Annotated in this window: 30 protein-coding genes; 19 read left to right on the top strand and 11 right to left on the bottom strand. The window is 69.1% G+C overall.

The features are described from left to right. Positions 1-38: 38 nt before the first annotated feature. Complete coding sequence (locus ABDW31_RS17805; protein WP_343699285.1) at positions 39-203, top strand: hypothetical protein; 165 nt, start codon at positions 39-41, stop codon at positions 201-203. Here the strand turns inward: ABDW31_RS17805 and ABDW31_RS17800 are convergent. From ABDW31_RS17800 to ABDW31_RS17790, 3 genes are all read right to left on the bottom strand, one after another. Continuing rightward, complete coding sequence (locus ABDW31_RS17800) at positions 200-682, bottom strand: molybdopterin-binding oxidoreductase (protein ID WP_343699284.1); 483 nt, start codon at positions 680-682, stop codon at positions 200-202. The two genes, ABDW31_RS17805 and ABDW31_RS17800, sit on opposite strands and share 4 nt — an antisense overlap. A gap of 41 nt (positions 683-723) precedes the next feature. Continuing rightward, positions 724-2085 (bottom strand): glutamate--cysteine ligase, encoded by a 1362-nt coding sequence (locus tag ABDW31_RS17795; RefSeq protein WP_343699283.1) that lies wholly within the window; start codon positions 2083-2085, stop codon positions 724-726. Positions 2086-2221: 136 nt separating this feature from the next. Then, complete coding sequence (locus ABDW31_RS17790; RefSeq protein WP_343699282.1) at positions 2222-2938, bottom strand: 16S rRNA (uracil(1498)-N(3))-methyltransferase; 717 nt, start codon at positions 2936-2938, stop codon at positions 2222-2224. A gap of 46 nt (positions 2939-2984) precedes the next feature. On the opposite strand from ABDW31_RS17790, the gene ppk2 reads away from it, so the two are divergent. Both ppk2 and ABDW31_RS17780 read left to right on the top strand, forming a co-directional pair. After that, positions 2985-3746, top strand: coding sequence for a polyphosphate kinase 2 (gene ppk2 / locus ABDW31_RS17785; protein ID WP_343699281.1), 762 nt, complete (start codon positions 2985-2987; stop codon positions 3744-3746). Positions 3747-3812: 66 nt separating this feature from the next. Next, on the top strand, positions 3813-4175 hold the full coding sequence (locus ABDW31_RS17780) for a hypothetical protein (RefSeq protein WP_343699280.1): 363 nt from the start codon (positions 3813-3815) through the stop codon (positions 4173-4175). A gap of 3 nt (positions 4176-4178) precedes the next feature. Here the strand turns inward: ABDW31_RS17780 and ABDW31_RS17775 are convergent, their stop codons facing one another. Continuing rightward, complete coding sequence (locus ABDW31_RS17775) at positions 4179-4559, bottom strand: iron chaperone (protein WP_343699279.1); 381 nt, start codon at positions 4557-4559, stop codon at positions 4179-4181. A 112-nt stretch (positions 4560-4671) separates the two neighbouring features. On the opposite strand from ABDW31_RS17775, the gene ABDW31_RS17770 reads away from it, so the two are divergent. Further along, positions 4672-6432, top strand: a complete 1761-nt coding sequence (locus ABDW31_RS17770; protein WP_343699278.1) for a DUF4153 domain-containing protein — start codon at positions 4672-4674, stop codon at positions 6430-6432. Here ABDW31_RS17770 and ABDW31_RS17765 read toward each other — a convergent pair. The 4 genes from ABDW31_RS17765 to ABDW31_RS17750 form a co-directional block, all read right to left on the bottom strand. After that, entirely contained in the window at positions 6413-8206 is a 1794-nt protein-coding gene (locus tag ABDW31_RS17765) for an ABC transporter ATP-binding protein (protein WP_343699277.1), read from the bottom strand. The genes ABDW31_RS17770 and ABDW31_RS17765 overlap by 20 nt on opposite strands. A 42-nt stretch (positions 8207-8248) precedes the next feature. Continuing rightward, the gene (locus ABDW31_RS17760) at positions 8249-8539 is read right to left on the bottom strand and encodes a DUF454 family protein (RefSeq protein ID WP_184714487.1); all 291 of its coding nucleotides are present in this window, start codon (positions 8537-8539) and stop codon (positions 8249-8251) included. Positions 8540-8591: 52 nt separating this feature from the next. Then, positions 8592-8837, bottom strand: coding sequence for a hypothetical protein (locus ABDW31_RS17755; protein ID WP_343699276.1), 246 nt, complete (start codon positions 8835-8837; stop codon positions 8592-8594). 72 nt (positions 8838-8909) lie between these two features. Next, on the bottom strand, positions 8910-10370 hold the full coding sequence (locus ABDW31_RS17750) for a catalase (protein WP_343699275.1): 1461 nt from the start codon (positions 10368-10370) through the stop codon (positions 8910-8912). A gap of 136 nt (positions 10371-10506) precedes the next feature. Between ABDW31_RS17750 and ubiA the strand changes: the two genes are divergently transcribed. Further along, the gene (ubiA, locus tag ABDW31_RS17745) at positions 10507-11442 is read left to right on the top strand and encodes a 4-hydroxybenzoate octaprenyltransferase (RefSeq protein WP_343699274.1); all 936 of its coding nucleotides are present in this window, start codon (positions 10507-10509) and stop codon (positions 11440-11442) included. Here ubiA and ABDW31_RS17740 read toward each other — a convergent pair whose 3' ends face one another. Then, a complete protein-coding gene (locus ABDW31_RS17740) occupies positions 11443-11784 on the bottom strand; it encodes a lysozyme inhibitor LprI family protein (RefSeq protein WP_343699273.1) in 342 nt (113 codons plus the stop codon). Between the two features lie 68 nt (positions 11785-11852). Here ABDW31_RS17740 and ABDW31_RS17735 point away from each other — a divergent pair, with 68 nt between their 5' ends. The 3 genes from ABDW31_RS17735 to ABDW31_RS17725 are packed head-to-tail and all read left to right on the top strand — an operon-like array spanning position 11853 to position 13882. Continuing rightward, on the top strand, positions 11853-12800 hold the full coding sequence (locus tag ABDW31_RS17735; protein ID WP_343699416.1) for a fatty acid desaturase family protein: 948 nt from the start codon (positions 11853-11855) through the stop codon (positions 12798-12800). A 24-nt stretch (positions 12801-12824) separates the two neighbouring features. Then, positions 12825-13484, top strand: a complete 660-nt coding sequence (locus tag ABDW31_RS17730) for a methyltransferase (RefSeq protein WP_343699272.1) — start codon at positions 12825-12827, stop codon at positions 13482-13484. 44 nt (positions 13485-13528) lie between these two features. Then, positions 13529-13882: a VOC family protein gene (locus ABDW31_RS17725; protein WP_343699271.1), complete on the top strand. Its 354-nt coding sequence runs from the start codon at positions 13529-13531 to the stop codon at positions 13880-13882. Positions 13883-14002: 120 nt separating this feature from the next. Here the strand turns inward: ABDW31_RS17725 and ABDW31_RS17720 are convergent, their stop codons facing one another. Then, complete coding sequence (locus tag ABDW31_RS17720) at positions 14003-14857, bottom strand: NAD-dependent epimerase/dehydratase family protein (RefSeq protein ID WP_343699270.1); 855 nt, start codon at positions 14855-14857, stop codon at positions 14003-14005. 34 nt (positions 14858-14891) lie between these two features. On the opposite strand from ABDW31_RS17720, the gene ABDW31_RS17715 reads away from it, so the two are divergent. The 5 genes from ABDW31_RS17715 (at position 14892) to rsfS (ending at position 18737) form a co-directional block, all read left to right on the top strand. Then, positions 14892-15251, top strand: coding sequence for an MmcQ/YjbR family DNA-binding protein (locus ABDW31_RS17715; RefSeq protein WP_343699269.1), 360 nt, complete (start codon positions 14892-14894; stop codon positions 15249-15251). A gap of 20 nt (positions 15252-15271) precedes the next feature. Further along, on the top strand, positions 15272-16111 hold the full coding sequence (locus tag ABDW31_RS17710; protein WP_343699268.1) for an aldo/keto reductase: 840 nt from the start codon (positions 15272-15274) through the stop codon (positions 16109-16111). A 179-nt stretch (positions 16112-16290) separates the two neighbouring features. Continuing rightward, on the top strand, positions 16291-17565 hold the full coding sequence (locus tag ABDW31_RS17705; protein ID WP_343699267.1) for a glutamate-5-semialdehyde dehydrogenase: 1275 nt from the start codon (positions 16291-16293) through the stop codon (positions 17563-17565). Continuing rightward, the gene (locus ABDW31_RS17700) at positions 17531-18181 is read left to right on the top strand and encodes a nicotinate-nucleotide adenylyltransferase (protein WP_184714509.1); all 651 of its coding nucleotides are present in this window, start codon (positions 17531-17533) and stop codon (positions 18179-18181) included. Before ABDW31_RS17705 ends, ABDW31_RS17700 begins: the two co-directional genes overlap by 35 nt. Before the next feature lie 124 nt (positions 18182-18305). Beyond that, a complete protein-coding gene (gene rsfS / locus ABDW31_RS17695) occupies positions 18306-18737 on the top strand; it encodes a ribosome silencing factor (RefSeq protein WP_184723453.1) in 432 nt (143 codons plus the stop codon). 60 nt (positions 18738-18797) lie between these two features. Here the strand turns inward: rsfS and ABDW31_RS17690 are convergent, their stop codons facing one another. Further along, the gene (locus ABDW31_RS17690; RefSeq protein ID WP_343699266.1) at positions 18798-19295 is read right to left on the bottom strand and encodes a GNAT family N-acetyltransferase; all 498 of its coding nucleotides are present in this window, start codon (positions 19293-19295) and stop codon (positions 18798-18800) included. 64 nt (positions 19296-19359) lie between these two features. Between ABDW31_RS17690 and ABDW31_RS17685 the strand changes: the two genes are divergently transcribed. From ABDW31_RS17685 to ABDW31_RS17660, 6 genes are all read left to right on the top strand, one after another. Further along, the gene (locus ABDW31_RS17685) at positions 19360-20772 is read left to right on the top strand and encodes an alpha/beta fold hydrolase (protein WP_343699265.1); all 1413 of its coding nucleotides are present in this window, start codon (positions 19360-19362) and stop codon (positions 20770-20772) included. Beyond that, the gene (gene rlmH / locus ABDW31_RS17680) at positions 20769-21233 is read left to right on the top strand and encodes a 23S rRNA (pseudouridine(1915)-N(3))-methyltransferase RlmH (RefSeq protein WP_343699264.1); all 465 of its coding nucleotides are present in this window, start codon (positions 20769-20771) and stop codon (positions 21231-21233) included. Before ABDW31_RS17685 ends, rlmH begins: the two co-directional genes overlap by 4 nt. A gap of 15 nt (positions 21234-21248) precedes the next feature. Next, positions 21249-22304, top strand: a complete 1056-nt coding sequence (locus ABDW31_RS17675; protein ID WP_343699263.1) for a peptidoglycan DD-metalloendopeptidase family protein — start codon at positions 21249-21251, stop codon at positions 22302-22304. Positions 22305-22411: 107 nt separating this feature from the next. After that, positions 22412-23803 carry a S41 family peptidase gene (locus ABDW31_RS17670; RefSeq protein ID WP_184714515.1) on the top strand — a complete coding sequence of 464 codons (1392 nt, stop codon included), beginning with the start codon at positions 22412-22414 and terminating at the stop codon, positions 23801-23803. Between the two features lie 157 nt (positions 23804-23960). Continuing rightward, entirely contained in the window at positions 23961-25142 is a 1182-nt protein-coding gene (locus ABDW31_RS17665; RefSeq protein ID WP_343699262.1) for a divergent polysaccharide deacetylase family protein, read from the top strand. A gap of 38 nt (positions 25143-25180) precedes the next feature. After that, positions 25181-25669 (top strand): RNA pyrophosphohydrolase, encoded by a 489-nt coding sequence (locus ABDW31_RS17660; protein WP_343699261.1) that lies wholly within the window; start codon positions 25181-25183, stop codon positions 25667-25669. Positions 25670-25677: the final 8 nt, after the last annotated feature.

The raw sequence follows: 25677 nt of genomic DNA, 5'->3' as shown, positions 1-25677 counted from the left end.
GGTTCAGCTCCCGGCAGAGGGGCGCGGAGGAAGAAACCATGGCCTACGTCACGTCTCATCGGACGGACGCTGCTGTTCACGCGACGATCAATCCCCAATCCAAGTTGGTCGGGCGCAAGCTCGCCTGGGGCCGCTTGTTCGCCCTGGCCGCCACGATCGGCCTGTGGGCAGGCTTGATCGCCGGAGCGAGAGCGATCTTCTAATGCTTGTGCGCGGGCGCGCTGGGCGCGGCCTTGTCGCCCAGGTTCAGGACCTTGATGGCAGAGACCATTCGCGCGCCGCGCGCGGGACGCAGATCGCCCTCGACGATCAACCGGAACGGCCCTTGACCTTCGCCCATAGGCGCGCCATCGGCCTTGTCGGCGAGGATCATGCGGTTGGAGCGTGTGCCCGGATCTGATTCCGCCAGGCCGAAGGCGACCTTGTAGCCGTCGCTGCTTTCGACCAGCACCACGTGGGCTAGGTTCGGACCGCGCAGCGCCTTGCCCGTCGGCGCGCCGGCCTTGGCCAGCACGTCAATCAGCAGCGGACCTTCATAGACGTGCGATTCGCCGTGGCCGGCGAAGGTCACCGTCTGGCGCGGCAGGGCGGCGATATCCGCGGCGCTCAGCGTCAACGACTGGCCCTCGGGACCGGTCACGGCGATGGTCTGGGCGGCGGCCGGAGACGCCAGCAGCGCCATGCCCATAAGACAAGGGACGATGAGGGACGAGACGATCCGCATCAGTAGGCGCAGTCGGTGAAGACGCGGCCGATGTCGCCCTTCCAGTCGCCATTGTAGAGCGACAGCAGCTTTTCGGCCGGCGTGATCCCGCTGTCGGCGATCTCTTCCAGCTCGCCCAGATAGATGGTCTCGTCCAGGAAGCCGCCGTTCATGTGAGCGCGGCCCTTTAGGCCCGACTTGGCGATGGCCACGAAGTCCTTGGCCACGTCCTGGGCGCTGCGGCCGGCGACCTGCGCCTTCAGGCCCAGGCGCGGGACGTCGCGGCGCAGGCCTTCACGGTCCTCGATCGTCCAGTCCTTGCAGAGGTCCCAGGCCGCCGCCAGGGCCGCGTCGTCGTAGAACACACCGGTCCACAGCGCCGGCAGGGCGCACAGGCGGCTCCAGGGACCCGCATCGGCGCCGCGCATCTCCAGATAGGTCTTCAGGCGCACTTCCGGGAAGGCGGTCGTGGTGTGGTCGGCCCAGTCCTTCATCGTGGCGATCTCGCCCGGCAGCTCGGGCAGCTTGCCTTCGATGAAGTCGCGGAACGAGCGGCCGGCGACGTCGATGTACCGGTCCCCGCGCTTGACGAAATACATCGGCACGTCGAGCGCGTAGCGGGCGTAGCGCTCGAAGTCGAAACCGTCCTCGAACACGAAGTCCAGCAGGCCCGTGCGGTTCGGATCGGTGTCGGTCCAGACATTCGCCCGCGCGGAGAGGAACCCGTTCGGCTTGCCTTCCGTAAACGGCGAGTTGGCGAACAGCGCCGTGGCGATCGGCTGCAGGGCCAGGCTCATGCGGAACTTGGCGACCATGTCGGCTTCGCTGGAGAAGTCGAGATTGGCCTGCACCGTGCAGGTGCGCAGCATCATGTCGAGGCCCAGATTGCCGACCTTGGGCATGTAGTTGCGCATGATCACGTAGCGCCCCTTGGGCATCACCGGCACCTGCTCGCGCGTCCACAGCGGCGAGAAGCCCAGGCCCGTGAAGCCCAGGCCCAGCTCGTCGGCGACGGTCTTGACCTCGTCCAGGTGCTGGCCGGTTTCCTCGCAGATGTCGTGCATGGTCGCCAGCGGCGCGCCCGACAGCTCGAATTGACCGCCCGGCTCCAGGCTGACATTGGCGCCGTTGCGCTCCAGGCCGATGATGACCTCGCCTTCCATGACCGGCTTCCAGCCGAAGCGCTGCAGCCCGGTCAGCAGGGCGTGAACGCCCTTGTCGCCCTCGTACGGAACAGGCGCGTGCGAGCCCAGGTAGAAGCCGAACTTCTCGTGCTCGGCGCCGACACGGAAAGCCTCCTTGGGCTTGCTGCCGCGGGCGAAATATTCGGTCAGGTCGGCCAGCGTCAGCTGACGATCTTGAACGCTAGCGGTGTCGGCCATGCAAGCCGCCCCTCCCCAGGGAATGATGCTGCGGGAGGATGGAAACGAAGTCCCTCCGCCGACGGCGAAACGCGATGTCACGCCCAGTTGGGCGTTTTCTTTCAGAACCTCAAGGGGCGACCTTGAGCATATCTCGCTAACGCCAGTCGCCGGCGGCCGCCTGCCACAAGGTCATGGCCGCGATCGCCGCCGTGTCCGCACGCAGAATGCGCGGGCCCAGCGACACCGGCGTGACGAAGGAAAGCCCCCGCAGCCGCTCGCGTTCCTCGGGCGCGAACCCGCCTTCGGGACCGATCAGAATGGCGGCCGGACCGCCCGTCCCGGCCAGCGCTTCAATCGCCGGCTTGGCGTCGCCGCCCTCGTCGCAGAAGACGAGGCGACGGGCTGGGTCCCAGGCGTCGAGGATCTTGTCCAGCTTCTCGGGGTCGGCCACCTCGGGCACGTCCAGGCGGCCGGTCTGCTCGGCCGCTTCCATGGCGATGGCGTCCAGGCGGCCCAGCTTGACGAAGTCGACGTTCGTGCGCCGGGTCATCGTCAGCCGCACGCGACGCGCGCCCAGCTCGGCGGCCTTCTCGACGATGGTCTCGACCCGGCTGCGCTTGACCATGGCGATGATGAGATCCAGGTCCGGCCCGCTCTCCATCGGCCGGACCTGCTCTTCGGCCTTCAGCAGGCAGCCGCGCTTGGTGGCTTCAACGATGGTCGCGCGCCACTCGCCGTCGCGGCCGTTGAACAGCAGAAGCTCGGCCCCGACGGCCAGGCGCATCACCGAGGTCAGATAGCGCGACTGGTCGACCGTGGGCGCGACGCCGGCGCCGGCGGAAAGGGCGTTGGGAACGAAGAGACGGATCATGGCGTCCTTCTAGCCTAATCCAACAATGCGGGGGTAGGCTGACGTCATGAGCAAGTCCGACGACTACGAGAACGAGCTTCGCCAGCTGCAGCTCGCCCTGATCGAGATGCAGCGCAAGGCCATCAAGGACAGCTGGAAGATCCTGGTGATCTTCGAGGGCCGCGACTCGGCCGGCAAGGACGGCACGATCGCCCGCGTCACCGAGCACCTGTCCAAGCGCGCCACCACCGTCGTGGCCCTGCCCAAGCCCAACGAGCGCGAACGCAGCGAGTGGTACTTCCAGCGCTATGTCGACTACCTGCCGGCCTGCGGCGAGGCGGTGATCTTCAACCGCTCCTGGTACAACCGGGCCGGGGTCGAGCGGGTGATGGGCTTCTCCACGCCCGAGCAGCAGGAGCAGTTCCTGCGCGACGTGCCGGCCTTCGAGCGGATGCTGGTCGAGAACGGCCTACGCTACGTGAAATTCTGGCTGGATATCAGCCGCGACGAGCAGGCCGAGCGCCTGAAGGCCCGTCGCGAGGACCCGCTGAAGGCCTTCAAGACCAGCGACCTGGACGCCGTCGCCCAGGCCAAGTGGGATGACTACACCCAGGCCCGCGACGAGATGCTGATGCGCACCCACAGCGACGTCGCGCCCTGGATCTGCGTGCGCGCCGACCACAAGAAGACCGCCCGCCTCAACGTCATCCGCTGGCTGCTGCACGCGGCCGGCGACAAGAAGCTGGTCAAGAGCGTCGCCAAGCCCGACCCGGCGGTGATCTTCCCGTTCGAACCCGCCGCCCTGGAGGATGGCCGCCTGGCGCGATAGGCGATTGCTCCCGTCCGCAACAGCCCGCTAAACTACAGGCTGTATTGTTGTTGCAGAGGGCGTGCCTTGAAACGGTTGGCTGGTCTGGCGGCTGCGGCTTTCTTCGTGGCGGGTCCGAGCGGGGCCGCCGCCCCCGTCTCGAACCTGCAGATCACGCTCTACAGCTCGGCCCAGTCGGCGGAACAGGTGCGCGCCTGCCTGCTGAAGACGCTGACGGCGGACGCGCGCCGCAAGAAGGCGCCGCCGCCCACCGAGGAGCCGTTCACCCACTCCCCGGCCAACGCCAGCTGGACGATCACCTTCCGCCACGCCGACGGCCCCGCCTCGATCGTGGTCAACGCCCAGCCTTCGGGCTCGCAGGTGCTCTACCCCAATCAGGTCGCCCGCGCGGCCCCCGCCCTGGCCCAGGCCATCGAGGACTGCGGCTGAGGCTCACCGCTTCTTCTTCGCCGCCCGTTCGGCCGCGATTTCCAGGTTCTCGGCCACGCGATATTCGACGATCTCGCGGATCAGGTCCGGCGGCAGCGGCGCCTCGGGCTGGAAGCGGATCGTGCCCTTGCTGGTGTCAAAGCCCTTCAGCCGGTCCGCGAACGCCTCGACCGAGCCCGGATAGAACGCGCAGTGCTTCGCGGCCGCGCCGAAATGCACGAGATTGCCATGCAGCTTGAAGGTCGGCAGGCCGTAGCTGATGACCTCCTCGGCGTCGGGGACGAGGGCGCGGATCTGACCGCGCAGGGCTTCCAGCGCCGCGCGCTGCGCGGGCGGCAAGGCGGCCAGATAGGCGTCGATCGAGGCGGCGGGCGGCTTCATCATCGGTCGTCACTCCCAGGCGCGAACATCTGATCGCCAACAAGGACGTTCGAAAAGCCCCCTTCCCGACATCGGCGCGGCGTGGTGCTTTACCCGAAACGGAGAGACGCCCCGCATGGACGACGCGCCCACGCAGAACACCACGAACCGGACCACCGCCTTCACCCGCCTGGGGATCGGTCTGGCCCAGGGCATCGCGATGTTCCTGCTGCAGAAGGCCGACGAGTCCAAGGCCTGGCCCGCGACGCAGCCGATGCTGTACGCGCCGTTGCTGGTCTGCGCCCTGATGGTCCCGATGATCCCGCTGGCGGCGCTGTCGGCCATGCGCCGCCGGGCCCTGATCGCCTGGAGCCTGATCGCCGCCGCCCTGGCCGCAATCCTGGCTGTCCACGCCGCCTGGACCGGGGCCGCGCCCGAGCGCTATGGCGCCGGTCCGCTGTCGCCGCCGCTGTTCATCGCCGTGGCCGCCCTGCTGTTCATCGCCCATCACCTGGTCCAGCCGGCCGAGGCCGTCCGCAAGCCGGTCGCGCCCTATGACCACTATTTCGACCTGGTCGGCACCAACGCCGTGCGGCTGTTCCTGTCCCTGGCCTTCACCGGCGCCTTCTGGCTGCTGCTGTTCCTGGCCGGGGCGCTGTTCAAGCTGATCGGCGTCAACGCGATCCAGAAGCTGATCGGCGAGACCGCCTTCGCCTTCCCGGCCACCGGCCTGATGTTCGCCGCCGCCGTGCACATGGCCGTGCAGCTGACCGAGGCCCGCGCCGGCCTGGTGCGCGGCGTGCGCACCGTGGCCCTGGTGCTGCTGGCCTGGCTGCTGCCGCTGATGGTGGTGATCGCCGCCGGCTTCCTGGCCAGCCTGCCGTTCACCGGCCTGGCCCCGCTGTGGGGCACCAAGGCCGCCGCGGCCCTGCTGCTGTCGGCCGCCGCCGCCCTGATCATCCTGATCAACGCCGCCTATCAGGACGGCATCGAGCCGCCGCACCTGATCCTGCGCTGGGCCGCGCGCCTGGCCGGCCTGCTGCTGATCCCGATCGTCATCCTGACCGGCTATGCCCTCCATCTGCGGATCGACCAGTACGGCCTCACCCCCGACCGGGTGCTGGCCTGCGCCTATCTGGTCGTCGCGGCCGGCTTCACGGTCGGCTACACGCTGGCGGCCCTCAAGCCCGGCGTCTGGATGAAGCCGCTGGAGCCGACCAACCTGATCATGGCCGCCATCTCGGTGCTGCTGCTGATCGCCCTGTTCACCCCGATCGCCGATCCGGCCCGCCTGTCGGTGAACAGCCAGGTCAAGCGCCTGGAAGCCGGCAAGGTCGCGCCCGACAAGTTCGACTTCCAGTTCCTGCGCTTCGAGAGCGGACGCTACGGGCGCAATGCGCTGGAACGGCTGGTGAAAAGCGGAAACCCCGACATCGCCGAACGCGCCGACAAGGCCCGGCTGCTGACCGCCAAGGCCTCGGCCACGCCGGGCGGGCCGGACATCGCGGTGATGCAGGTCTACCCCTCCGGCAAGACCCTGCCCGACAGCTTCCGCAACCAGGACTGGACCAAGAACGACTCCGGTTCGGTCTGCGGCTATGCCGGCATGCGCTGCTCGGCCCTGATGCTGGACGTCGATGGCGACGGCGTCGACGAAGTGCTGCTGACCAACGGCGCGATGCTGGACGTCATGAAGCTCACCGGCGGCCAATGGCTCAAGGTGGCCGATGCGTCCTCGTCGTGCGAGGGCGTCGACCTGGACGCCGCCCTGAAAAGCGGCCCGGCCCAGCTGGTCGAGCCTGAAGCCCGCCGCGATCTGATGCTGGGCGGCCAACGCTTGATCCTGCGCCCGGCGGCGAAGGGCTGCGGGGTGGCCCCTACGCCATCCCCGCGCTGATCGCGTTCAGCCGCGCATAGACGCCGCCCTGGGTCGCCAGGTCGTCGTGGCGGCCTTCCTCGACCACCCGACCGTTCTGGAAGACCAGGATGCGGTCAGCGCCGCGCACGGTCGACAGGCGGTGGGCGATGACGATCGTGGTGCGGCCGTCCATCAGCGCCTCGGCGGCGGCCTGGACCTGGCCTTCGGTCTCGACGTCCAGCGACGAGGTCGCCTCGTCCATGACCAGGATCGGCGCGTCGGCCAGGAAGGCGCGGGCGATGGCCACGCGCTGGCGCTCGCCGCCCGACAGCTTGACGCCGCGCTCGCCGACCAGGGTGTCGTAACCCTTGGGCAGGCGCAGGATGAACTCGTGGGCGCGGGCCTTCTTGGCCGCGGCCTCGATCTCCTCGCGGGTGGCGTCCGGCTTGGCGTAGGCGATGTTCTCCAGCAGGGAGCGGTGGAACAGGGCCGGGTCCTGCGGCACCACCGCGATGGCGCGACGCAGGGACGTCTGGGTCACCTTCGAGACGTCCTGGCCGTCGATCAGCACCGCCCCGTCCTGCAGGTCGTGCAGGCGCTGGACCAGCTTGACGAAGGTCGACTTGCCCGAGCCCGTCGGCCCGACCAGCGCCACCCGCTCGCCGGGCGCGATCTTCAGGCTGAAATGGTCGTACAGCGGCGCGCCGGCCGCCTTGTAGCGGAAGGTCACATCGCGGAATTCGATGCTGCCCGAAGCCGGCTTGAAGTCAGGAGCCTCGGGAGCGTCAGCGATCTGCGGCGACAGATTGGTCCAGGCGGCGACGTCCTCGGCGTCGTCCAGGCCCTTCTGCAGCATGCGGATGTTCTCGCCGAGATTCCGCAGATAGCCGCTCATCAGCATGAAGGCGGTGATGGCGAAGGCGACGTCGCCCGGCGTGGCCGTGCCTTGGGCCCAGCCCCAGACCATGGCTCCGGTCAGCCCTGCTTGCAGCACGACCAGCAGCAGGTTCTGGCCCAGCCACACATTGGTGAAGCGGGTCCAGGTGACCATGATCGCCTCGCGCCAGGCGGCCGTGACCTGGGCCAGGCGCTCGGCCTCCCGCGTCTCGGCGCCGAAGCTCTTCACGGTCGGATTCGAGGTCACAGCGTCGGCCAGGGCCCCGCCGATCTTGGAATCCAGGGCGTTGGACCGCAGGTTGCTGGGCCGCACATAGCGCTCAGTGATGACCAGATTGACGGCCAGATAGGCCACGACGACCACCAGCGAGATGACGCCGGCCAGGGGCTGGCGCAGCAGCATGGCGAACGACAGCCCGACCAGCACGATGATGCCCGGCCCCAGCCAGATGGTCACCGCGTCGGTGACGCTGTCATAGCCCCACATGGCGCGGGTCAGCTTGCGCACGGTCGCGCCGGCGAAGCTGTCGGCGTGCCAGTCCGACGAGAAGGCCTGCACCTTGGCGAAGCTCTCGTTGGTCATCTCCTCCATGTTCCGGGCCGCCAGCGGGATCCAGAACCGGTGGGAGATGTTGCGCACCAGCGCGAAGGCGAAATAGACGCCGACGAAGGCGGCCAGGGCCGACCAGGCCTGGGCGTCGCCGCGCGGCTTGCTGGCGACCGTGTCGACCAGGTAGCCGGAGGCGTAGGGCAGGGCCAGGTCGAAGGCCACGGCCACCAGGGTCAGGCCGACGCCGAACCCGAACAGCACCGGCCGCCGCTTCCAGAACCGGGCGACAAAGCCCAGCACCTGGCGGTTCGACAGGGCGCGCTTGCGGGGCCCGGTTTCGTCTTCGTCGTCGAGAATGTCGGTCATGGCGCGGGGTAGATAGGCGCTTTCGCGAGCCTGCGCGACCCGTCAGGTGTCAGCAGAAGGACGCGACTTGCGCCCGCCGCCGAACGGCCGCCAGCGCAGGAACCAGATGATCGCCGGCCCGACGACCGGCGTCCGCAGCAACGGACGCACCGTATGCGGACGGGTCTTGAGGAAGCAGACCACCGCCCCGATCCAGAACACGGTGGTCGGCATGCCCGGCACGACGACGCCCACCGCCCCGGTCGCCACCAAGGCGCCGCCCAGCCCGTCCAGCGCCCAGCGTTCGGCGCGGGTCAGGCGGCGACGCGGCTTGCGGCGAGGCTTGAGACTCATTTGCAAGAGTTAGCGCGTCGCGGGGCCGGTTCAAACCCCGGAGCAACCCTGATCAAGCCGCCGGGATCAGCCCGCCGAGACGCGGCGCCGGTCGGCGCGCCAGGCCGCGACGAATGCGCGGCCCGAACTTGGTCGCCGAGGTCAGGCGCGCGACCATGGCGCGGTCGCCGGCCCGGGTGAACAGCCTGGCCGCGGCGGTCCACAGCGTGGTGGTCACCGGATGGGGCAGGACGATCCCGGCCCCGGCGCCGGCCAGCAGCAGGCTCCAGCCTGAAACGCGAAGGGCGGCGGTGGTCATGGAGAAACTCCTTCGAAGGATTGGGAAGGGCCGCGCGGCCGCTCAAGTCCGGCGGCCCTTCCCGCTCGTCGCCTATTCGGCGGCGATGGCGATGTCGGCGATCGGTACGCCGACCCGTTCAGCGACACCGGCGGCATAGGCCGGATCGGCGCGGTGGAAGTGGACCAGCTGGCGCTTGATGATCTCCACCGGCACGCCCTGCATGGCCGCGGCGATGTTGTCGAACAGCTGGCGCTGCTGGTCGGGGTCCATCAGGCGGAACAGGTCGCCCGGCTGGGCATAGTCGTCGTTGCCGTCGCGGTGATTGAACCGGTCGGCGTCGCCGTGGATCGGCAGCGGCGGCTCGGCGACGGACGGATCCTCGACCGGCCCGCCGAAGCTGCTCGGCTCATACCAGGCGTTGGTGCGCGGCGGGGCGTCGAAGCGCATCGCGCCGTCGGCGTGATAGTGGTTCACCGGGCAGCGCGGACGATTGACCGGCAAGGCCTCGTAGTGCGTGCCCACGCGATAGCGGTGCGCGTCGGCATAGGCGAAGATCCGCGCCTGCAGCACCTTGTCCGGCGAGAAGCCGATGCCCGGGACGATGTTCGACGGCGAGAACGAGCTCTGCTCGACCTCGGCGAAATAGTTGTCCGGGTTGCGGTTCAGCTCCAGCACGCCGACCTCGATCAGCGGATATTCGCCGTGCGGCCAGACCTTGGTCAGGTCGAACGGATTGAAGCGGAACGTCTCGGCCTGCGCCTCGGTCATGATCTGCACGTAGAAGGTCCAGCGCGGGAAATCGCCGCCCTCGATCGCCTCGAACAGGTCGCGCTGGGCGCTCTCGCGGTCATTGGCGATGACCGAATTGCCCTCGGCGTTCGTCCAGTTCTTGATGCCCTGCTGGGTCTTGAAGTGGAACTTGACCCACACGCGCTCATGGGCGGCGTTGATGAAGCTGTAGGTGTGGCTGCCGAAGCCGTGGATGTGGCGATAGCTCTGCGGCAGGCCGCGATCCGAGAACAGGGTCGTCACCTGGTGTAGGCTTTCCGGCGACAGGCTCCAGAAGTCCCACATCGCCGTCGGCGAGCGCAGGTTCGAGACCGGGTGGCGCTTCTGGGTGCGGATGAAGTCGGGGAACTTCAGCGGGTCGCGGATGAAGAACACCGGGGTGTTGTTGCCGACCAGGTCCCAGTTGCCCTCTTCGGTATAGACCTTCAGGGCGAAGCCGCGCACGTCGCGCTCGGCGTCGGCCGCGCCGCGTTCGCCGGCCACGGTCGAGAAGCGCAACAGGATCTCGCTTTCCGCGCCTGGTTGCAGGGCCTTGGCCTTGGTGTAGGCGCTGATGTCGTGGGTGATCTTCAGCGTGCCATAGGCGGCCGAGCCCTTGGCGTGGACGACGCGTTCGGGGATGCGCTCGCGGTTCTGGTGGGCCAGCTTTTCCAGCAGCTGGTAGTCCTGCATCAGCAGCGGACCGCGCGGGCCGGCGCTCTGGGAGTTCTGGTTGTCGGCGATCGGCGCACCGGCCGTCGTCGTCAGGGTGGTCTTGGTCATGGTGGCGTCCCTCTCGGCCGAGTTCTTGGAAGGAACCTTGGCCGCCCGGCAACGACAAATCCAATTGATCGTTTTTGGCGACAGGATCGGAATTATCTATCGCCGCCCGCGCGCTCGGCGGGGTAAGCCTCGCCACATGAGCGACACCGCCATCCTGCCCGACGCCGCTGCCACCAACTGGGTCGACCGTCACGCGCCCGCCGCCTTGCGGCCCTGGCTAAAGCTGGGCCGGTTCGACCGGCCGGCGGGGATCTGGCTGCTGATGCTGCCCGGCTGGCAAGGCATCGCCCTGGCCGCCGCCGAGCAGGGCCGCTGGCCCAATCCGTGGCTGCTGCTGGCCGTGTTCATCGGCGCGGCCCTGATGCGCGCGGCCGGCTGCGCGTTCAACGACATCGTCGACCGCGACTTCGACGCCCAGGTCGCCCGCACGGCCATGCGCCCGATCCCGGCCGGGCTGATCAGCGTCAAGCAAGCCTGGCTGTTCCTGGTCGGCTGCAGCCTCATCAGCCTGCTGATCCTGCTGACCCTGGGCTGGTTGGCGATCGGTCTGGGCGTGCTGTCCCTGGGCCTGGTGGCCGGCTATCCGTTCATGAAGCGCATCACCTGGTGGCCGCAGGCCTGGCTGGGCCTGACCTTCAACTGGGGCGCCCTGCTGGGCTACGCCGCCGCCACCGGCCACCTGTCGTGGTCGGCCGCCCTGCTCTATGCAGCGGGCATCTTCTGGACCCTGGGCTACGACACGATCTACGCCATCCAGGACATCGAGGACGACGCCCTGGCCGGCATCAAGTCCTCGACCCGCCGTCTGGGCGCCCACGTCCAGCTGGGCGTAGCGGGCTTCTACGCCGCCGCCTTCGTGCTGGTGATCGCGGCCGCCTGGGCCGGCAATCTAGGCCCGCTGTTCCTGCCCTTCGCCGGCCTCTTCGCCCTGCACCTGTCGCGCCAGGCCGCCGCCGTGAACGTCAATGACGGCCCCGGCGCGCTGAAGCTCTTCAAGTCCAACGCCATCGCCGGCCTGCTGATCGTCATCGGCCTGACGGCGGGCCTTTGGAAGCCGGGCGTCAGCTTCTGACTAGAACGGCCCCTGGCTGTAGACGCGGTCCATGACCGTGTTCAGCTGGCGGATACGCTGGTCGTAGCTGCGCGCCAGGCAGGTCTGGTTGGCGCCGCAGGACTTGCGCGACTGCAACCACGAGCGCTGGTCGTCCATGATCGCACCGCGACCGCCCATCGGCACGAGGTGGCGGGTGATGCCGTACAGCTGGTCCATCCGCACGTCCTGGTCGTTGAGGTCGCGATTGGCGCAGATCGCCCGCTCGTCGGCGGTGCGGGCCTTGCGGCAGTCGAAGCTGGCGGCCGCAGCGGGCAGGGCGACCATCGAGGCCAGGAGAACTACAGGGACTAGGCGGCGCATCGTGAGCTCCAGAGTGTGACGTCGGGTCATGCTGTCAGCGGTAATCTGAACGTGCGATGATCCGTTCCATGGCAGTCGCGCCGCGTGTCAAACCGCAAGATCTGTTCACGCCCGCCGAATGGACGCGGATCTCCGCGCGCTCGTCCTGGCGGGGCCTGCTGATGGTCGCCCATGCCTGGGGCGTGATCCTCGCCGCTGGCGCGTTGTTCATCGTCTTCCCCAATCCGCTGACCTACGTGATCGCCGTGATGCTGATCGGCGCGCGGCAGCTGGGGCTTGCCATCCTGATGCACGAGGCGGCCCACGGCGGGCTGCACCCGAACCTCAAGGTCAATGACTGGGTCGGCGAATGGCTGTGCGCGGCCCCGACCGGCGCGTCCCTGGCCAGCTACCGCCCCTATCACCTGACGCATCACAAATACGCCCAGCAGGCCGAGGACCCCGACCTCGTCCTCTCGGCCCCCTTCCCGACCACCGGCAAGTCCCTGCGTCGCAAGATCGTCCGCGACCTGACGGGCCAGACCTTCTTCAAGCAGCGGTTCGGACCCCTGCTCGGCAAGATGAAAGGCGACCAGCCCAAAGGCGCGATCTTCGCCGGCGAGATGGCGCGGCAGAAGCCGTTCCTGCTGTGGAACCTGGCCATCCTGGTGGCGCTGTCCGCGTTCGGCCTGTGGTGGGCCTGGCTGGCGCTATGGATCGTGCCGATGGCCACCTGGTTCCCGCTGGTGACCCGCCTGCGCAACATCGCCGAGCACGCCCTGGTGGCCAAGGACGAGCCCGACCCGTTCCGCCACGCGCGCACCACCCGCGCCAACTGGCTGGAACGCGCCCTGATCGCGCCCTACCACGTCAACTTCCACGCCGAGCACCACATGTTCATGCACACCCCGTGCTGGAACCTGCCCCTGGCGCACCGACTGCTGGAAGAGAAGGGCCTGACGAAGGGCATGCTGACCGCCCCGGGCTACCTGACCGTGCTGAAGGCCGCCTCGAGCAAACCGGCGGTCGCCGCCTGACCCTTCACGTGCTCTAAGCGCGGCATGATCGTCCAGACCCTGGAAGGCCGCCGGGCCTTCATCCTCGACAATACGCGCCTGCAGCCGACCCGGCACACGCCGGAGCTGTCGCTGCACCTGGCCGACGAGGTCACGCCGATCTGGAAGCTGACCGAGGAGGCCCTGCAGGAGATCGGCCTGCCGCCGCCGTTCTGGGCCTTCGCCTGGGCCGGCGGCCAGGCCCTGGCGCGCTATATTCTCGACCACCCCGAGATCGTCGCCGGCAAGCGGGTGATCGACTTCGCCACCGGCTCGGGCATCGTCGCCATCGCCGCGATGAAGGCCGGCGCGACCAGCGTCCTGGCTGCCGACATCGACGTCTTCTGCGAAGCGGCCGTGGGGCTGAACGCGGACGCCAACGGCGTTGAAGTGGCCTTCACCGACGTCAACCTGCTGGACGCCCCGCCACCCGAAGCCGACGTGCTGCTGGCCGGCGACATCTGCTACGAGCGGCCGATGGCGCAGGCCGTGATGGCCTGGCTGCGCCAGGGCCGCGAAGCCGGCGCGGCAGTGCTGATCGGCGATCCGGGCCGCACCTACTTCCCTAAGGACGGGCTGGAAAAGCTGGCCGAGTACCAGGTGCCCACTACCCGCGAGCTGGAAGACCTGGCCGTGAAGCGCACCAGCGTCTGGACTCTGCCCTGACGCCAATCTAGAACATTTGCAGAACATCGTTTCAGGAGAGCGCCATGCGCGAAGACGGCAAGATCGACTACATCGAATGGCCCGGCGGCGATCTCCCGGCGACCAAGAGCTTCTATGCCGACGCCTTCGGCTGGAGCTTCGTCGACTACGGTCCCGACTATGTCGCCTTCGAGGGCCAGGGGACCGACGGCGGTTTCGCCAAGCCACAGGAAGGCTCGTCCGACCGCCCGCTGGTGATCCTGTTCGCCCACGACCTGGAAGCCATGCTGGACAAGGTGACCAAGGCCGGCGGCGTGATCACCGCCCCGATCTTCAGCTTCCCGGGCGGCCGCCGCTTCCACTTCACCGACCCGTCGGGCAACGAGCTGGGCGTCTGGAGCGACACGGGGGTGGCGTAGATCCGCCCCCTCTTGTCATCCCGGACAAGCGCATAGCGCGCCGATCCGGGACCGCAGGAAGCGTTGAGCTTTCGGTGGTCCCGGCTCTTCGCTGCGCTGCGGCCGGGATGACAGCCTTCTCTAGAAGCGCGGGTGGAACGCCCTGGGCGTCCACCCGAAGTCGCGCGTCGCGTCGCCGGAGTCGAACACTAGGTCCTGGCCCATCCGCGCGCCCATGGCCGTGGTGGCGCCAGGATAGAAGGGCTTGGCCAGCCGCATGACCAGGCCAAACAGCCAGACCGGCAGCGGCAGCACGCGCGCCGGCTTGCCCAGCCCTTCGAAGATCCGCTCGACCATCACGCGGTAGGTCACGGTCTCGCCGCCGACCAGGTCATAGGCGCGGTTGTGCGCCGCCAGCGAGCCGGCCGCCGCCAGGGCCCCTGCCGCCAGGTCGGCCGCGTGGACCGGCTGGCGCAGGCCCTGGCCGCCGCCCAGCAGCGGCATGATCCCGACACGCTTCACCAGCCTGGCGATGCGGCTGACATTGCCGTCGCGGCCTTCGTCATAGATCAGGGTCGGCCGCAGGATCGTCCAGGCCACGCCGTTGGCCGCGCACCAGGCCTCGACCGCGCCCTCGGCGTCGCTCAGCGCCTTGGCCACGGCCCGCTCGCCGGCGTCCGGAGAGCTCTCCTTGGTGAAGCGGCTGGTCGACGAGAAGGCCACGACCCGCGTCACCCCTGCCGCCTTCAGGGCCGCCAGGGCGTCCGGCAGCAGCCAGATCGGCGACAGCGAGAACACCGTGGCGATGGGCGGCAGGACCAGATCCGGATCCTTCAGGTCGCCGGCGATCCACTGCGCGCCACCCGCAGACTGGGTGCGGCTCAGGGCGATCGCGTCCAGCCCCGCCTGCGCCAGGACGGCCATCAGCCAGCGGCCAATCAGGCTGGTTGCGCCCAACACCAGGACGGGAGTCTTCAAGCTGTTCGCGGACGTCATTCCGCTCCTATAGTCCGCCGCGACGGAGGTTCCCATGACCTACGAGGAAGTTCGCGCCTTCGCCTTCAGCCTGCCCGGCGTAGAGGACAGCACAGCCTATGGCCGTCCCTGCCTGAAGGCCCACGGCAAGTTCCTGACCCGCATGTTCGAGGACGGGATCAGCCTGGTCTGCCCCGCCGTGCCGTTCGACGAGCGCGAGATGCTGGTCGAAGCCGAGCCCGAGACCTTCCATTTCACCGACCACTTCAAGAACTACGCTTACGTCCTCGTCCGCCTGCCCCACGCCGATCCGGCCGTGGTCCGCGGCCTGGTCACCCGCCAATGGCGCGCCACCGCGCCAAAGAAGGTGCTCAAGCTCTGGGACGAAACCCATCCGGCGCCTATATCGGCTTGACCGCTTTTTCGGAGCCTTCCATGTCCAAGCTCGTTCCCGCCGTCCGCTCGGGCGACGTCCTCATTCCCGCCCTCGGCTTCGGCACCTGGCAGCTGGAAAACGGCACGGCCGTGCCGCTGGTCGAGAAGGCGCTGGAGGTCGGCTATCGCCACATCGACACCGCCCAGATCTATGGCAACGAAGCCGATGTCGGCGCGGCCATCAAGACCAGCGGCGTCAAGCGCGACGACATCTTCCTGACCACCAAGGTCTGGATCGACCAGTTCCACGACGGTGATTTGCAGCGCTCGGCCGAGATCAGCCTGGAGAAGCTGGGCGTCGACCACGTCGACCTGCTGCTGCTGCACTGGCCCAAGCCCGAGGTGCCGCTGGCCGAGACCCTGAAGGCCCTGAACGAGGTGCAGTCGCGCGGCCTGACCCGCGCCATCGGCCTGTCGAACTTCCCGTCGGCCCAACTGGAAGAAGCCGCCAAACTGTCGGACGCCCCGATCGCCACCGACCAGGTCGAGTACCACCCCTATCTGTCGCTCAAGGCCGTGAAGGCTAAGGCCGACGCGCTGGGGACCTCGATCACCGCCTGGTCGCCGCTGGCCCAGGGCAAGGTGGCCCAGGACCCGGTGCTGATCGCGATCGGCCAGGCTCACGGCAAGACCCCGGGCCAAGTCACCCTGCGCTGGCTGATCCAGCAGGGTGTCATCGCCATCCCGCGCACCAGCAACCCGGCCCGCATCGCCGAGAACTTCGACGTCCTCGACTTCAGCCTGTCCGAGGACGAGATGACCCGCATCCACGGCCTGGCCCGTCCCGACGGCCGCCTGGGCGACTGGCTGGACAAGGCTTACGCCTGGGACGCGGAATAGTCCGCGTCCGGCCCTTCTACCGTCATTTCGGGCCTTGCGCCCGGAATGACGTCAGAGGCTGGGCCAAGCAAAACTCCCTCCGCTTCCAGACGAAAGCCGTTCCCTCCGTGCTGGAAAGCGCCTAGGTAAGCCTCAACCTGAGCATAACTTACCAGGCCTCTGGATTAGGATCGGGAACGATGGACGACGCGGGCATGAGCTTGCAGGCGACGATGGCGGGGATGGGCCGGACGGCTCGCGAGGGCGCGCGCGCGCTTCGCCTCGCCACGCCAGAGCAGCGCACCGCCGCCATCCGCGCCATGGCCGCCGAGATCCGCAAGGACGCCCTGGCCATCCTGACCGCCAACGCCAAGGACCTGGGCCGCGCCGAGGCCAATGGCGTCTCGGGCCCGATGCTGGACCGCCTGGCCCTGGATGAGCAGCGCCTGGAAGACGTCGCCGCCGGCGTCGAGGCCGTGGCCGCCATTCCCGATCCCGTGGGCGTGGCCACGTCGCAATGGACCCGGCCCAATGGCCTGGACATCAGCCGCGTGCGCACGCCGATCGGCGTGATCGCGATGATCTACGAGAGCCGCCCGAACGTCACCGCCGACGCCGCGGCGCTGTGCGTGCGCTCGGGCAATGCGGTGATCCTGCGCGGCGGGTCGGAGTGCATCCACTCCAACCTGGCGATCCACGCGGCCATCGAGCGCGGCTTGAAGGCCGCCGGTCTGCCCGCCGCGGCGGTCCAGGCGGTTAAGACCCCCGACCGCGCCGCCGTCGGCTTCATCCTGGCGGGCCTGGATAAGGCCGTCGACCTGATCATTCCGCGTGGCGGCAAGAGCCTGGTCGCCCGCGTCCAGGCCGAGGCCCGCGCCCCGGTGCTGGGCCACCTGGTAGGCCTGAACCACGTCTTCGTCCATGCCGGCGCCGACGTGAAGAAGGCCGTCGACATAGTCGTCAACGCCAAGCTGCGCCGGGTGTCGGTCTGCGGCTCGGCCGAGACCCTGCTGATCGACAAGGCCGCCGCCGAGACGCTGCTGCCGCCGATCGCCGACGCCCTGATCCGGGCCGGCTGCGAACTGCGTGGTGACACGGCTGCCCGCGCCATCGAGCCCTCGATGAAGAAGGCGACCCCGGAAGACTGGACCACCGAATATCTGGCCGCGATCCTGGCCGTGGCCGTAGTCGACGGCGTCGAGGGCGCGGCCCAGCACATCGCGGCCTATGGCTCGGGCCACACCGACGCGATCGTCACCGAGGACGCCGCCGCCGCCGACGCCTTCGTGGCTGCGGTCGACAGCGCCATCGTGCTGGTCAACGCCTCGACCCAGTTCGCCGACGGCGGCGAGTTCGGCTTCGGGGCCGAGATCGGCATCGCCACCGACAAGCTTCATGCCCGCGGCCCGGTTGGGGCCGAGCAACTGACGACGTTCAAATATGTGGTTCGCGGGACCGGCCAGACTCGTCCCTGAGGCCGGCCGGCCCAACGCCCAGCGCCTCGGCTTCCATCTGGAGCCGGGGATGCGCGTGGGCCTGTTCGGCGGCAGCTTCAATCCGGCGCACGAGGGCCACGCCCACGTGGCCGAGACGGCCATGCGTCGTCTGGAGCTGGACCGCGTCATCTGGCTGGTGTCGCCGCAGAACCCGCTGAAGTCCTCGCACGAGACCAAGCCGGTGGCCGAGCGCATGGCCGGCGCCCGCCGCTGGGCCCGCGGTTCGGGGATGATCGTCTCCGACGCGGAAACTCGTCTGGGCTCGCAATACACCATCGACACCCTGCGTGTGCTTCGCGCGCGTTTCCCGGGCGTGAAGTTCGTCTGGGTGATGGGAGCCGACAGTCTGGCCACCTTCCACCGCTGGCGCGGCTGGACCCAGATCATGCGCGAGGTGCCCGTGGCGGTGATCTCGCGTCCATGGATCTCGCTGAAGGCCCGCACCTCGCCGGCCGCCCGCCGTTTCGCCTTCGCCCGCTGGCCCGCCAGCGCCGCCGCCAAGCTGCCCGACGCCAAGTCGCCGGCCTGGGTCTATCTCACCGGACCGCTGAATTTCGCGTCATCGACGGCGATGCGAGCCCGGCAAAAAGGCTGAGCTTGGGCGTTGCCTGAACGCCTCGTCTCGGAAGACGAATCGACGCGTTGAACGCGCCCTCTCACTTTTCGCCCAATTCCATGCTATGGGGGATGTCCACAGCGACCCCATAAGGAGCAATACGCTGCGTAGCGACCCCGCGCTTAATGCGCACGAAGGCCCGGCCGGCGCCGAGTCCTCGACTGAATCCCCGGGCCTGAGTCTGCCCCTGGACCTGAAGGCGCTGGAGCGCCTGATCCTGGAACGCCTCGACGACGACAAGGCCCAGGACATCGTCCACATCGATCTGGCCGACAAGAGCTCGGTCGCCGACAGCCTGATCGTGGCGTCGGGCCGTTCGCACCGTCACGTCGGCGCTCTGGCCGACCACCTGCTGCGCGCCCTGAAGGAAAACGGCTACGGCAAGGCGCGGGTCGAAGGCCTGCCGCACTGCGACTGGGTGCTGATCGACGCCGGTGACGTCGTCGTCCACCTGTTCCGTCCAGAAGTGCGCAGCTTCTACAACATCGAGAAGATCTGGGCGGTCGACGCCCCGCACCGCACCGCGGCGAACTGATCTTCCGCGCGCGGCGATGGCGCCTCCTCACGGGAAGGCGCCATCGCCGCGACGGCCTCTCTAGGCCAATTCCAAGACATAGAGATGGGTGTCGTCCTCGCCCTCGTACGCCGTGTCGGCCAGGGTGAAGCCCGCGCGCGTCAGCATCGCCGCCGAGGCGTGGTTGTCGGGATAGATCAGCGCCCTTAGCCCCGTCGCGCCGCGTTCGCGCGCGGCCCCGATCAGGCCGTTCAGGATCTCGCGACCCAGGCCTCGCCGCTGCCAGGCGCGGGAGAGGCCGTAGATCAGCTCCTCACCGCCTTCGAGTGGTCGCGCCATGCCGGCCCAGCCGATCAGCGCGCCGCTCGCGCGGTCCAGCACCGCCGCCGTGCCGTAGCCGTGGCGGTCTACGTTCTCGCGCGAACGGGCGATCCACTCGGCGCAGGCCGCTCGGCTCAACGCCTGACCGTCGCCGACAAACCGCATCACTGCCGGATCGCCGGCGATGGCGGCCAAGGCGTCGAGGTCGTCCAGCTGGAACGGGCGAATGGTCAAGCGGGGCGTCTGGAAGGCGGTCATGACGAAGGTTTAAGCTGCGCCTTTCGATAGAACCAGCGATGTTGCTCGCGTGTAGGGGGCTTGCATGAAGACTGGTATTCTGGCGGCGGTCGCGTTGGGACTGGCCGTTCTGGTGGGCGCGCCGACCGCCCAGGCCGCGCCGTTCGAACATCCTGAGGACGCCTTCGAGCCCTGCCCCGACGCTGACGGCGTCCTCGCGGGATCGCAGTGCGCCCGCTTCCTGTCGCCGCTGGACCCGGACGATCTGAAGCTGGGCCATGCCGAGCTGTTCGTGCGCCGTTTCCCGGGCCAGGGCGCGTCCCGCGGCCAGGTCTGGCTGATCGCCGGCGGACCAGGCGAGTCCGGGGCCAGCTTCTATCCGTTGCTGAACACCTTCCGCGCGGCGTTCCCAGGCTACGACCTGATGATCCCGGATCATCGCGGCACGGGGTTCTCGACGCGCCTGTGCCCAGCGGAAGAAAGTCCCGAGAGCCCGGGCGGGACCGCCCTTCAGGGCGCCGAGTGGGGCACCTGTCTGCCGGCCCTGGCGACGCCTCGCACCAAGACCTTCACCGTCAGCAACGCCGCCCGCGACCTGTCAGCCCTGATGGCGCGCTATGGGGAGGAGCAGCCGACCTTCCTCTATGGCGTGTCCTACGGAACCCAATTGGCGTTGCGGACGCTGGCCATCGCCCCGCCCAAGCGCCTGGACGGCGTGATCCTCGACTCGCTGGTTCCGCCGGATGGCGATGCGACCTTCGATCTCAGCCATCGCTCGGTGGTGGTCGATCGGGTCGGCCGGCAGGTGTTGGCCGCCTGCGACGTCGATTCCGCCTGCCGCGCCCGCCTTGGCGGCTCGGCGGTCGAGGCCTATCGCGCGGTGCTGGCCGATCCGGCCAAGGCGGCGCTGGTTCCCGGCGGCAGGCCGAAGCGGTTCTTTGGCGCCCTGCTGGACGCTCCGCCCTTGCGCGCCCGCATCCCGGAGCTGATCGCCGCACTGCGCGCCGGCGACGGCGAACCGCTCAAGCAAGCCCGCACCGATCTTGAGGCGTTCGGCGCCCCGTTCGGCGCTTATGCCCAGGCGCCGCTGTCGATCCCACTGGTCAGCCTGATCAGCGCCTCGGAAAACAACGCCCGCCCCGCCATGACCCAGGCGCAGGTGGACGCCGAAGCCGAAGGCCTGCTGTTCGTCAGCAGCCTGCCCGGCCAGTTGGTCGGCGGCGCGGGTAACGCCTATCCGCGCGACGCCTTTTTCGGAAAGCACCCCGGCAAGCTGCCGCCGACCCTGGTGCTGCAGGGAGACCTCGACCCCAAGACGCCGCTTGCCGGCGCAGAGGCCCAGGTCGCGGCGCTGAGGACCGCAGGACCGATCGCCCTGCGCACCGTTCAGGGTGGGCCGCACTTCCTGGCCTTCACCGCGCCGGACTGCTTCGTCGCCGCTGTACAGGCTTTCGTCGCGACGAAGCGGCCCGTTCGTGGCACATGCTCGCTGGAATGAAGATCACCATCCTCACCGTCGGAAAGCTGGGCCGCATGGTCGAGGCGCAGCTGGCCGTGGACTACGCCGCGCGCGCCACCGCCTCGGGCCGCGCCCTGGCCCTGGGCCCCGTCGACATCCTCGAGGTCGAGGCCCGCAAGCCCGGCAAGGCCGCCGAGGCCGAAGTCCTGCGCCCCCATCTGGAGGGCGCCTATGTCGTCGCCTGCGACGAACACGGCAAGGCCTGGAAGAGCCGCGCCTTTTCCGACCACCTGGCCCGGCTGCGCGACGACGGCAACCGCCGCGTGGTGTTCCTGATCGGCGGAGCCGACGGCCTGGATCCGTCGATCCTGTCGGCCGCCAACGAGACCATGGCCTTCGGCGTCCAGACCTGGCCGCACGCCATGGCCCGGGCGATGCTGGCCGAGCAGATCTATCGCGCCGCCACCATCCTGTCGGGCTCGCCCTATCATCGGGATTAGGGCATCAAGACCTTGATGCTTCGCCGCCCGTCGCGCCTTCTGCTGATCCTGTGCGCCCTCGCCGTCCCGACGGCTGTGGTCGGCTGGCAGCGCGCCGAGAAGGGCGTGCTGGAGCAACGGGCCAAGGACCGCCAGCAGGCCGCCGACACCCGCCGCGAGATCCAGGACCTGCGGGCCGAGCTGGACCGCCTGGACCACGCCCGCATCGCCGCCGGGGCCGATGTCGACGCCAAGCGCGCGCGGCTGGAGACCCTGAACGCCCGCGAGCGCTCGATCCTGGCGGACCTGGGTCGCAACCGGCAGCGGCTGTCGCAGCTGCTGTCGGCCCTGCAGTTCTTCCGCCGCGATCCGCCGCCGGCCCTGCTGGTCTCGCCCGACAACGCCCGCGACGCGGTGCGGGCCGCGATCCTGATCCGCGCCATGACCCCGGACCTGCAGCACCGCGCCGAGGCCTATGCCCGCCAGGCCACCGCCGTCGGGACCCTGCGCCGCGAGGCCGCCGCCGCCTCGGCCGAGCTGTTCACCGCCGAGAGCGTGGTCGCCGACCGCAAGGGCGAGATCGAGCGGCTGATCATCGAGAAGACGCAGCTGGAGCGCGCCTACGCCCAGCAAGCGATGGCCGAGGAGAGCGAGCTGCGTACGCTGGGGGCCCTGACCGACGGCCTGGGCCGGACCGAGCCGACCGGCCCGCTGCACCTGCGCACGCCGGCGGCCGGGGCCATCGTCAGCCGCTTCGGCCAGGAGACGCCGGCCGGCGGCAAGTCGCCCGGCCTGACCATCCGCACGACCAAAGGCCAGGCCGTTACCGCCCCCGCTGCCGGAACCATCGAATATGCCGGCGCGCTGAACGGCTGGGGCGCCGTGGTCATCCTTCGGTCACAAGGCGCCTACCATCTGATCCTGGGCGGCCTGGACCAGGTTACCGCCGCGCCCGGACAATCTGTCGCGGCCGGCGCCCCGATCGGAAAGATGGCTAACGATGTATCATCCGATCCGGAGCTCTATATGGAGGTCCGGGAGAACGGCGAACCGGCGGATCCGGAACGCTGGCTCAAACAGGAGTCGCGGTAGGCGGCTCTTTTGATAAGGTGAGCTTCACACGAAGGTCACCGTCGGGTTGGACGGGGCTAACATTGGTTGCGGCGCCGCGCGCCGCGTAGGGAGCCTTCAGGGCCTTAATGCGCAAGTACCTGCTCATCGGTGTTTCGGCTTTCGTCCTCGGTGCGGGGGCCATGGCTTATGTCAGCCCCATCGCCCAGGCGGACATCGCCCCCAAGACCAAGACCTACAAGCTGCTGGAACTGTTCGGCGACGTGCTGGGCACCGTCGAGGACCAGTACGTCACCCCGGTCGACGACAAGAAGCTGATCGAGGCGGCGCTGGACGGCATGCTGACCAGCCTGGACCCGCACTCCGGCTATCTGTCGCCCGACAGCTACGAAGACATGCAGGACACCACCCGCGGTGAATACGGCGGCCTCGGCCTCGAAGTCACCAGCGAGGACGGCGTCGTCAAGGTCGTCTCGCCGATGGACGGCACGCCCGCCGACCGCGCCGGCGTCAAGGCCGGCGACTACATCACCGCCGTCAACAGCCAGAGCGTTCTGGGCCTGACCGTCAACGAGGCCGTCAAGCAGATGCGCGGCGCGCCCGGCGAGCCGGTCACCCTGACCATCGCCCGCGACAAGACCGACCCGTTCGACGTCAAGCTTGTGCGCGAGATCATCAAGCCCAAGGCCGCCATCGCCCGGATGGAAGGGTCGTACGGCTATGTCCGCCTGCCCGGCTTCAACGAGAAGGCCACCGACGCCGTCTCGGCCGCGATCACCGACCTGAAAGCCAAGAACCCGCAGATGAAGGGCCTGATCCTGGACCTGCGCAACAACCCCGGCGGCCTGCTGGACCAGGCGGTCGGCGTGTCCGACCTGTTCCTGGACGGCGGCGAGGTGGTCAGCCAGCGCGGCCGCGATCCGCGCAACATCCAGCGCTACAACGCCAAGCCGGGCGACCTGCTGAACGGCATGAAGATGGTCGTGCTGATCAACCAAGGCTCGGCCTCGGCCGCTGAGATCGTCGCCGGCGCCCTGCAGGACCGCCACCGCGCCGAACTCGTGGGCCTGACCAGCTTCGGCAAGGGCTCGGTGCAGACCGTGATCCCGCTGCGCGGCGGGGCCGACGGCGCCCTGAAGCTGACCACGGCCAAGTACTTCACGCCGTCGGGTCGCTCGATCCAGAAGACCGGCATCGCGCCGGATCTCGAGGTCGCCCAGACCCGCGACCAGGCCCAGGACATCGCCAACCGCGTCTGGTTCAGCGAAGCCAGCTTCAAGAACGCGCTGAACGCCGATGAGGGCAAGTCGCGGGTCGCCCCGCACGCCCCGGCCGAGGCGCCGCCGACCGGCTTCGACGACAAGAAGGACGACTTCCAGCTGCAGCGCGCCATCGCCGTGCTGAACGCCGGCTCGGTCGCCGCCACGCCGAAGCTGCCCAAGCCGGCCGCCAAGGTCGCCGACATCACGGCCAAGGCCGCCACGGCCGCGGGCAAGGCCGCGCCGTCGCAGAACAAGTAAGCACGGTCCCTTTCAGGACCGATGAGACGCCGCTCCGGGAGACCGGGGCGGCGTTGTTCGTTTTCGGACCCCGCGTCCCCACGCCGCAGGCCGGACGGCGTTCCTAAGGGTCTCGTTAACCATATGTTCGAAGCTTCCCCGCTAGCTTCCCCGGGTCATGGCCGTCACGTTCTCGCGCAAGCCCGCCTACGCCGCCGCCGCGCCCGCCTCGGGCCGGACCGGCGACCTGCGCGCCAAGCTGATGGGCGCCCTGAGCAATCCCTATATCGGGGCCAGCGCCGCGGCCTGCCTGTTCCTGGCCTCCGCCGCCGCCCTCGTGCTGATCACCAGCGACCCCAAGGCCGGCGCGCCGACGATCCGGCTGCCGCTGACCGACATCGGCGCCACCAAGAACGCGCCCGAAGGCTGGCGTGACGCGCTGGGCGCGGGCGAGCACGAGACCGGCCTGGCGCCGGGCCAGCTCAGCCTGTCCAGCAATCCGTTCGGCCCGGTGACCAGCGAAAGCAGCGAGCCCGCCATGCCGGCCATGGGCGAGGAGCTCCTGCCGCCTGTCCAGCAAGGCCCCGGCCTGGCCCAGGCTCCGATCGCCGGCCTGACCGCGCCGGGCCCCAGCGGCGGCCCGCTGCCGATCATCGCCGCCGACGGCCGTACCGCCGCCGACGCCTATGCCCGCCCCTTCACGCCCAACGGTCGCCCCAAGGTGTCGGTCGTCATCGGCGGCCTGGGCCTGAACGCCCAGACCACCCGCGCGGCCATCGAGACCCTGCCGGGCGAGGTCACCCTCTCCTTCGCGCCCTATGCCGACGGCCTGCAGGGCTGGATCGACCTGGCCCGCGCCCACGGCCACGAAGTGCTGCTGGAGACCCCGATGGAGCCGGCCGACTATCCGGCCAACGACCCGGGTCCCTACACCCTGATCGCCGCCAACCGGCCTGAGGACACCGTCCGCAAGCTGGAATGGCTGATGTCGCGCGCCACCGGCTATTTCGGCCTGTCCAACTATCTGGGCGCTCGCTTCGTCGACAACGACCAGGCGATGAACACCTTCAACGCGGTGCTCAAGGCCCGTGGCCTGGCCTTCGTGGACGACGGCTTGGCCGCCCGCCGCGCCGGCCCGATCCCGCGCGCCTCGGCTGACCGGGTCATCGACGACGAGCTGGCCGCCGGCGCCATCGACGCCCAACTGCGGGCGCTGGAGAACGGCGCCAACGGCCGTGGCCAGGCCCTGGGCTCGGGCTTCGCCTATCCGGTGACCATCAATCAGGTCCGCGTCTGGGCCGCCGGTTTGCCCGCGCGCGGCCTGCAACTTGCCCCTGCGTCAGCCTTGGCGCATCGCTAGCTCTGGCGTACCGGCGTTTCTCCTGATCTAACGCTTGCATGAGCGAGCGTGAGTACCCCAAGCATCGTCCCAATGTCGGCGTGGTTCTGTTCCACCCCGACGGCCGCGTGTGGCTGGGCCGGCGCTATCGGCAGGCTCCCCCCTACAACTGGCAGTTCCCGCAAGGCGGCGTCGACGACGGCGAAGACCTGGAGGCCGCCGCGCGTCGTGAGCTGGCCGAGGAGACCGGCGTCACCGCCGTGGAGCTTCTGGCCCGCACAGAAGGTTGGATTACCTACGACTTCCCGCCCGAGATCCTGGCCGACCCGAAGTTCTCGCGCGGCTGGCTGGGGCAGAAGCAGGTCTGGTTCGCCTATCGCTTCGTCGGCGAGGAGTCCGAGATCGATCTGGCGGCGGACGACCACATCGAGTTCGACGCCTGGAAGTGGGGCAGGCTCGACGAAACGCCCGAACTGATCGTACCTTTCAAGCGCGGGGTCTACGAGGCCGTGGTCGCCGCGTTCCAGGGGTTCGCGCGCGGCGTCTGACCGGCGCG

It is taken from the genome of Caulobacter sp., assembly GCF_039596335.1.
In the GTDB taxonomy this organism is placed as follows: domain Bacteria; phylum Pseudomonadota; class Alphaproteobacteria; order Caulobacterales; family Caulobacteraceae; genus Caulobacter.
This window is presented reverse-complemented; position numbering and strand designations above follow the sequence as displayed.